Annotated in this window: 10 protein-coding genes; 8 read left to right on the top strand and 2 right to left on the bottom strand. The window is 71.9% G+C overall.

Annotation, left to right across the window (positions count from 1 at the left end; all coding sequences use genetic code 11):
* Both GT030_RS08245 and GT030_RS08240 read left to right on the top strand, forming a co-directional pair.
* Nucleotides 1-462: cupin domain-containing protein (locus GT030_RS08245; RefSeq protein ID WP_161200519.1), on the top strand; the 462-nt coding region annotated here is incomplete at its 5' end.
* Complete coding sequence (locus GT030_RS08240; protein ID WP_135793918.1) at nucleotides 459-581, top strand: DUF6126 family protein; 123 nt, start codon at nucleotides 459-461, stop codon at nucleotides 579-581. The genes GT030_RS08245 and GT030_RS08240, both read left to right, overlap by 4 nt.
* A 2-nt stretch (nucleotides 582-583) precedes the next feature.
* Here GT030_RS08240 and GT030_RS08235 read toward each other — a convergent pair whose 3' ends face one another.
* The gene (locus GT030_RS08235) at nucleotides 584-1381 is read right to left on the bottom strand and encodes a tyrosine-protein phosphatase (RefSeq protein ID WP_161200518.1); all 798 of its coding nucleotides are present in this window, start codon (nucleotides 1379-1381) and stop codon (nucleotides 584-586) included.
* A 261-nt stretch (nucleotides 1382-1642) separates the two neighbouring features.
* Between GT030_RS08235 and GT030_RS08230 the strand changes: the two genes are divergently transcribed.
* Both GT030_RS08230 and GT030_RS08225 read left to right on the top strand, forming a co-directional pair.
* Nucleotides 1643-2428: an SGNH/GDSL hydrolase family protein gene (locus tag GT030_RS08230; protein WP_161200521.1), complete on the top strand. Its 786-nt coding sequence runs from the start codon at nucleotides 1643-1645 to the stop codon at nucleotides 2426-2428.
* Nucleotides 2429-2606: 178 nt separating this feature from the next.
* A complete protein-coding gene (locus GT030_RS08225; protein ID WP_161200517.1) occupies nucleotides 2607-3794 on the top strand; it encodes an MBL fold metallo-hydrolase in 1188 nt (395 codons plus the stop codon).
* A gap of 69 nt (nucleotides 3795-3863) precedes the next feature.
* Here GT030_RS08225 and GT030_RS08220 read toward each other — a convergent pair whose 3' ends face one another.
* Nucleotides 3864-4310 (bottom strand): SRPBCC family protein, encoded by a 447-nt coding sequence (locus GT030_RS08220; protein ID WP_161200516.1) that lies wholly within the window; start codon nucleotides 4308-4310, stop codon nucleotides 3864-3866.
* 125 nt (nucleotides 4311-4435) lie between these two features.
* Between GT030_RS08220 and GT030_RS08215 the strand changes: the two genes are divergently transcribed.
* From GT030_RS08215 to GT030_RS08200, 4 genes are all read left to right on the top strand, one after another.
* On the top strand, nucleotides 4436-4720 hold the full coding sequence (locus GT030_RS08215; protein ID WP_161200515.1) for a hypothetical protein: 285 nt from the start codon (nucleotides 4436-4438) through the stop codon (nucleotides 4718-4720).
* Between the two features lie 607 nt (nucleotides 4721-5327).
* The gene (locus GT030_RS08210) at nucleotides 5328-6104 is read left to right on the top strand and encodes an ABC transporter permease (protein WP_161200520.1); all 777 of its coding nucleotides are present in this window, start codon (nucleotides 5328-5330) and stop codon (nucleotides 6102-6104) included.
* Between the two features lie 38 nt (nucleotides 6105-6142).
* Nucleotides 6143-7198 (top strand): ABC transporter substrate-binding protein, encoded by a 1056-nt coding sequence (locus tag GT030_RS08205; protein WP_161200514.1) that lies wholly within the window; start codon nucleotides 6143-6145, stop codon nucleotides 7196-7198.
* The coding region (locus tag GT030_RS08200) for an ATP-binding cassette domain-containing protein (RefSeq protein WP_161200513.1) at nucleotides 7185-7670 on the top strand (486 nt) is incomplete at its 3' end. The genes GT030_RS08205 and GT030_RS08200, both read left to right, overlap by 14 nt.

Below are 7670 nucleotides of genomic sequence, written 5' to 3'. Positions count from 1 at the left end.
CAACGCCAGCCCTCGCTGCCGATGCTCCTGGCCCTCGCCCGTATCTACGGTACGACGGTCTCCGACCTACTCGGTGAGACGGCCGCCGACCGGGACGCCATCGTGCGCGCCGCAGACATGGAACCCACCCGCGCCGCCGGCTGGACCTACTTCCAGGCCGGCGCCCCCGGCCGCGGCATGCAGGCCCTGCGGGTCCGGGTGCCGTACCGCGCCGAGGGCGACATCGTGCGCGTCCACCCCGGCGAGGAGTGGCTGTACGTCCTCAGCGGCCGGCTGCGGCTGCGCCTCGGGGACAGCGCGCACCTGCTCGCGCCCGGTGACAGCGCCCACTTCGACTCGCTGACCCCGCACCGCCTCAACGCCGACGACCACGACGGCGTCGAGCTGCTGTTCGTCCACACCCTGCTCCAGAGCCCCACGGCCACCCTGTGCCTGGGCCATCCGACCGGAGACCTGTCATGAGTGACATGGAAGACAAGCTGCCGCGCTCCCTGTGGGTCCGGCTCGTCGTGTACGTCGCCCTCGGCCATGTCCTGGCCGCCTTCCTCTTCCTGCTGTTCTCGCTGGGCGCCAAGGGCTGAGGTCAGTCCACCAGGCGCTCGCGCAGCCGCTCCCGCGCCGGGTCCGAGAGCCTCAGCCCCCGCGCCAGGTACGCGTCCACGCCGCCCCAGGTGTCCTCGATGCTGTCGAAGGCCGCCGCCAGGTACTCCGCGCGGGCGTCGAAGAGGGGGCTGAGCAGCTCCATCACCTCGGGCGTGTACGCGCTGGCCTGGTCGCCGTTGCGCCGGACCTTGTAGCGGCGGTGCTTGGCGTTGGACTCCAGGTAGTCGGCGGTGATCGCGTCCCGCTCCACGCCCACCGCGAGCAGCGTCACCGCCACCGAGATGCCCGCGCGGTCCTTGCCGGCCGCGCAGTGCATCAGCGCGGGCACGCTGTCCTCGGCCAGCGCGTGCAGCACGCGGGAGTGCTCGGCGGTGCGCTCGGTGACGATCCTCCGGTACGAGTCGATCATGCGGCCCGCGGCCTTGCCGTCGGCCAGGATGTCCCGCAACTGGTCCAGGTCGCCGTCGCGGACCATCCGCCAGAACTCGGCGCCGTCGGCCGGGTCGCTCAGCGGCAGGTTCACGTTCCGCACGCCGGGCAGCTCGACGTCGGGGCCCTCGAGGCGCTGGTCGGCGGAGTTGCGGAAGTCGAAGACCGTGTGCAGGCCGAGCGAGGAGAGGTAGGCCGCGTCCTCCTCGGTCGCGTGCGCGAGGTGCCCGCTGCGGAACAGCACCCCGTGCCGCACCCGGCGCCCGTCCACCGTCGGGAGGCCGCCCACGTCGCGGAAGTTGCGGACGGCGGACAGCTCGGGCTCGGTCGACGGGACCTGCTGCGTCACGGGTGCTCCTTGAAGGCTCCGCCCCGCCACGCGGCTCGTCGACGGGCGCACCGCCGACGATACGACATCGGATTTTCCCCGCTCCGCCCCTGTGATCGCCCGTTCAACAGGGCGGCCGAAAGCGCTATTCCGCGATTGGCAAATTCTTTAGGCGTGGCTTATCTCACCGTCCGTCAACCCTTGCTTACGGTCGCGTAGGTCACATCCCAAGGTGAATCATGGTCCGACGTGGCAGACGATATGGAGAACGACAACAGGACAGTGATCGGGTCGTACGTGGCGGTGGGGGACAGCTTCACCGAAGGCGTCGGCGACCCCGGCCCCGACGGGGCGTTCGTCGGCTGGGCCGACCGGCTCGCGGTACTCCTCGCCGACCGGCGGCCCGAAGGCGACTTCAGCTACACCAATCTCGCCGTGCGGGGGAAACTGCTCGACCAGATCGCGGCGGACCAGGTGCCCAGGGCGGCGGCGCTCGCCCCGGACCTCGTCTCCATCTGCGCCGGGGGCAACGACATCATCCGCCCCGGCACCGACCCGGACGAGACGGCCGAGCGCTTCGAGCGTGCCGTGGCCCAGCTCGCCGCGGGCGCCGGCACCGTGCTGGTGGCGACCGGCTTCGACACCCGCGGCGTCCCGCTGCTCAGGCATCTGCGCGGCAAGATCGCCACGTACAACGGTCATGTACGGGCCATCGCCGACCGGTACAACTGCCCCGTGCTCGACCTGTGGTCCCTGAAGTCCGTGCAGGACCGCCGGGCGTGGGACGGTGACCGGCTGCATCTCTCGCCCGAGGGCCACACCCGCGTCGCGCTGCGCGCGGGCCAGGCGCTGGGGCTGGAGATCCCGGCCGACCCCGAGCAGGAGTGGCCGGTGCTGCCGCCGCGGGGCACGCTGGAGATCCGGCGCGACGACGTGCACTGGGCACGTACGCATCTGGTGCCGTGGATCGGGCGCCGGCTGCGCGGCGAGTCCTCCGGGGACCACGTGGTGGCGAAGGGCGCGCTGTCGCCGAGCGACATCAGGATGCGGATCGCTTCGGTGGCGTGAGGTGTGCGGGCTGCCGCCCCCGCGCCGTGGGGGCGGCGGGTCCGGAACACTGTTCGGGAACAGTGAGGGCCGCGTGAGCGTTGGGACTTGTGGCCGGGACGACCGGCCCGCGGCGGCTCCGGGCCGCCGCAGCCGCCGTCGACCATGGAGCCCTTGAGCGACTCCACCTGGAGGTACCGTGTCCGGTCTGCGTTCCCTGAGCTCCGGGCTCCGCGCGCTACAGCCCGAAGCCTTCGGCGCGGAACCGAGCGGTGAGCGCCTGGCCCGCATCCTGCGCTCCCCGCACTTCAAGGACGGCGTCTTCCAGAACCCCGGCGGCACGGCCCGTACCCGGCCCTCCGGGTCCACGCTGGAGCTGGCCAAGGCGTTCCTCGACAAGGACACGCGCCCCCTCCGCGCACCGCAGGGCACGATCCCGGTGCACCCGACCGCGGTGGCCGACCTGGCCAAGCCGCCGGTCAGCGGCCTGCGGGTGACATGGCTGGGCCACTCCAGCGCGCTGGTGGAGATCGACGGGTGCCGGGTGCTGTTCGACCCGGTCTGGGGTGAGCGCTGTTCTCCGTTCCCCTTCGCCGGGCCCAAGCGGCTGCACCCCGTCCCGCTGCCGCTGACCGCGCTCGGGCCGGTCGACGTGGTGGTCATCTCCCACGACCACTACGACCACCTGGACCTGCCCACCATCAAGGCACTGGCCGGCACGGACACCCTGTTCGCCGTCCCGCTGGGCGTGGGCGCGCACCTCGAACACTGGGGGGTGTCCCCGGACCGGCTGCGCGAGCTGGACTGGCACGAATCGACCGAGGTCGGCGGGGTGACGCTGACCGCGACCCCGGCCCGCCACTTCTGCGGCCGCGGCCTGCGCAACACCCAGCACACCCTCTGGGCCTCCTGGGTCGTCGCGGGCGAGCGGCACCGCGTCTACCACAGCGGTGACACCGGCTACTTCGACGGCTTCAAGGACATCGGCGCGGCCCACGGCCCGTTCGACGTCACGATGATCCAGATCGGCGCCTACAGCCCCTACTGGCCCGACATCCACATGACCCCCGAGGAAGGCGTCCGCGCCCACCTCGACCTCCAGTCCGGCACCCCCCACGGCACCCTCCTCCCCATCCACTGGGGCACCTTCAACCTGGCGATGCACGCCTGGGCGGAACCGGGGGAGTGGACGAAGGAGGCGGGCGAGGCCGTGGGCCAGGTCGTGGCCTCTCCCCGCCCCGGCGAGCCCTTCGAGCCGGGCGGGCGGGTGCCGTCCGACGCCTGGTGGCGGTCCGTGTCGGGGCCGATCGCGCACACATGGGAGCAGACGGAGCCGGTGACGGCCGCAGAGCGTCGCAGCGACGACCTCGACTACAGCGGCTCGTGACACAGTCCACGCGGGCCCCCTCCGACCGGTCGTCAGAAGCCGTTCGGAGGGGGCCCTTTGGCGTTGCCCTCAGCTCAGCGGCACCGCCGACTCGATGGCCTTCGGCATGGTGTGGGTGATCTCGTCGCCGAGGCGTTCGAACTCACCTCGGAGGAAGGGGTCGGCCAGGCGGGCCAGGCCGTGGAACCGGATGGTGGCGTCGTAGGTGATCTCGGTGCCGTCGGAGGTGGGGCGGAGGGTGATGTCGTCGGTGGAGGTGGCGGTCTTGTTGGTGCCGGTGAAGGTGAGACGGTCTTCGGAGCGGTGGTCGAGGCGGTACTCGAGTTCGGTGCTGCGGCCTCGGAATTCGGAGACGTTGTGCCAGGTGGCGCCCTCGGCGGGAGTGCCCGTGCCGTTCGTCCGGTCGCACTGCTGGGTGCCGGGGTCCCAGTCCACGGCGTTCGCGAAGTCGGCCAGGTAGGCGTTCACGGCGGGCAGGGGGCGGGGGACGGTGAAGGAACGTCGGACGTGGACCATGGTCGATCTCCAGGGGTCGGGCAGCGGGTCGCCGCCAGGGCCGGGTACCCCCGGACGGCGCGGAACCGACCTCCGGCAGCCTCTCGCCCGAGGCCGGCCCGGCCCGGACCTTCGCGGAGGCGTCCGTGGGTGCCCGTACCGCCAGGGTGTGCCCGCTGCGGGTGGCGCGCACGTCACCGGCGAGGCTGAGCGAGGTGACGGCGCGGCTGCCCGCAGCCAGGACGCACCAGTGCCCGCGCGGGGACTTCCGGTGCGTCCGGGCCACCACGTGCCGGCCGGACCCGCTGCACGCGGCTGTCGCCCGCACCTGCCTCACCACCTGCGCGTTCCTGCCCGCCTTGCGCAGGGAGACGGTGATGTCGCCCGGCCCCTGCCAGGTGTCGTCCCGCGCTCAGGTCCATACGGCGTGACCCCCGCCGTCCGGGAGGTCCTGCCCGGCGAAGTCCCACGCGTTGACCGCAGGCACCGGGCGAGCGCCCCGCGCACCACTGCCAGCCGGAGCGAGCGGTCCGGGTCGGCCCGGTGCTACGGCAAACGAGTGAACGCCGCTCGGGTCACCGAGTGCTTCGGCGCCCCGTCCAGGCAGCCCTGTCCAGGCAGAACGTTTCTCTCGGTGCCGCCTTCTCACCCTGTGGTCCACTTTCTGGACACCCCTTGGTGGTGAGCCCCGGCTGAGGTAGAAAAGGGCCCCATGAATCCCATGCCGCTGGTGCGACGCCTGGTCATCGACCTGTGCCGACGCCCGGCCGCGTGTTGTCGCTGACCCCCGCTGTCCGCGCGCATTCCTGACGGTCCGCTCCGCCCGGTGAGGTAACCCGGTGCGGTTCCAGACGAGTTGTCTCTCGCCGGACCGGCATCTCCCGCTGTGCAGGCGGCACTTCGCCGTACCCGCTCATTCACGACGCCGCTGTTACGAGGCCCCCATGGAGGCCGCCCGTGTCCCTTTCCCTGCGCCCGGAGAAGGCCGACCCGCTCCCGGCCGCCGTCGCACCCCGCCCCGCCCGATCCACAAGTGCTTTGAGGTGTAGCGCACTTCCGCTCGGTTCGCTCGTCCTGTTCCTGTTCCTGTGGCAACTCCTCGCGGTGAGCGGCACTTGGAGCGAGACGCTGGTGCCGCCGCCGGCCAAGGTGTGGCGGGCCTTCATCGACGTGTCCACCACGCACGACGGGGTCCGGGGCTACAACGGCACGTACCTCGTCGAGCACTTGGGCATCAGCCTGCGCCGCATCGCGTTCGGCGCCGGTCTCGGCATCGCCGCCGGAGTGGTGTTCGGGCTCCTGATGGGCACCGTCGGCTGGGTGCGCTCACTGTTCGAGCCGTGGATCACCTTCCTGCGCACACTGCCCCCGCTGGCGTACTTCTCCCTGCTGATCATCTGGCTCGGCATCAACGAGGAACCGAAGATCACCCTGCTGGCCGTGGCCGCGTTCCCGCCGGTCGCCGTCTCCACCACCACGGCCGTGGCCGCGGTGCCCAAGGCGCTCACCGAAGCCGCCCGCGCGCTCGGCGCCTCGCGCTGGGACGTCGTACGGGACGTGGTGATCCCCTCCGCCCTGCCGGAGACGCTGACCGGCGTCCGGCTGGCCGTCGGCGTCGCCTACTCCTCCCTGGTGGCAGCGGAGTTGGTCAACGGGCTGCCCGGCATCGGCGGCATGGTCAAGGACGCCGCCAACTACAACAACACCCCCGTCGTGCTCGTCGGCATCATCGCCATCGGCATCTCCGGCCTGATCATCGACGGCCTGCTGCTGCGCCTGGAGAGGGCCGTCGTGCCCTGGCGCGGCCGCACCTGAGAAGCACACCGACTCCCGCTAGAAGAAACGGCACTTCCATGTCTCACGCCCCGCACCGCCCGTCCCGCCGCCGGCTGCTCGCGGGTGCGCTCGCCGTCGCCGCCACCGCTGCGGTCACCGGTTGCTCCACGGACGGCTCCGCCTCGGCCTCCGGCTCCGGGAAACGGCTGCGCATCGGCTACTTCGCCTTTCCCAGCGGCGACTTGATCGTCAAGAACAGAAAGCTGCTGGAGAAGGCGCTGCCGGACCACACCATCACCTGGATCAAGTTCGACTCCGGGGCCAGTGTCAACCAGGCTTTCCTCGGCAAGTCCCTCGACATCGCCGCGCTCGGGTCCAGCCCGTTCGCGCGCGGGATATCCGGGCCGTCACCTATCCCGTACAAGGTCGCCTGGATTCTCGACGTGGCGGGGGAGAACGAGGCGCTGGTGGCGCGGAAGAGTACCGGGGTCTCGGACGTGGCCGGGCTGAAGGGGCGTACGGTCGCCACGCCGTTCGCGTCGACCTCGCACTACAGCCTGCTGGCCGCGCTGGACAAGGCCGGGCTGAAGCCGTCCGACGTCAAGCTGATCGACCTCCAGCCGCAGGCGATCCTCGCCGCCTGGCAGCGGGGCGACATCGACGCCGCGTACGTCTGGCTGCCCACGCTGGACGAGCTGCGCAAGACGGGGAGGCAGCTCATCAGCAGCAAGCAGGTGGCCGGTGCGGGCAAGCCGACCCTGGACCTCGCCGTCGTCTCGGACGAGCTGATCGCCCGCGACCCGAAGGCGATCGACGCGTGGCGCAAGGCCGAGGCGGAGGCGCTGCGGCTGCTGAGGTCCGACCACGAGGGCGCGGTGAAGGCGGTCGCGGCCGAGCTGAACATCAGCGCCGCCGCCGCCCGGGCCCAGCTCGCGCAGGGCGTGTTCCTCACCCCGGAGCAGGTGACCTCGGCCGAGTGGCTGGGCACCGACGGCAAGCCCGGCAAGCTGCTGACCTATGTCGGCGACACCGGCCGCTTCCTGGCCGGCCAGAAGCAGATCGACGCGGCGCCCTCCGCGGCCTCGGCCGAGAAGGCGTTCTACCTCAAGGGGCTGCCCGATGTCCTCAAGTGAGCTGGCGGAAGCGAAGGCTGAGACAGGGGGAGCCGAGGGCGGTGCCGTCCGGCTCGACCACGTCACCCACCGGTACGGTGCCGTGACCGCCGTCGGCCCGGTCGATCTCACCGTGCCCACCGGGGAGTTCCTCGTCCTCGTCGGCGCCTCCGGCTGCGGCAAGAGCACCCTGCTGCGCCTGATCGCCGGGTTCGAGCGGCCCAGCGAGGGCACCGTGCAGGTCTCCGGCACCGATCCCCGCCCCGGCGACACGGCGGGCGTGGTGTTCCAGACGCCGAGGCTCTTCCCGTGGCGCACCGTGCGCGGGAACCTCGACCTGGCCCTCCGGTACGCGGGCGTCGAGCGCGCCCAATGGCCTGAGCGACGGGCCGAGTTGCTGGCGCGGGTCGGGCTGGAGGGCACCGAGGCGCGCCGGGTCTGGGAGATCTCCGGCGGCCAGCAGCAGCGCGTCGCCATCGCCCGCGCGCTCGCC

Source organism: Streptomyces sp. SID1328 (genome assembly GCF_009865595.1).
In the GTDB taxonomy this organism is placed as follows: domain Bacteria; phylum Actinomycetota; class Actinomycetes; order Streptomycetales; family Streptomycetaceae; genus Streptomyces; species Streptomyces griseoluteus.
The sequence above is the reverse complement of the archived record's forward strand: the minus strand, read 5'-3'. Positions and strand labels throughout refer to the sequence as shown.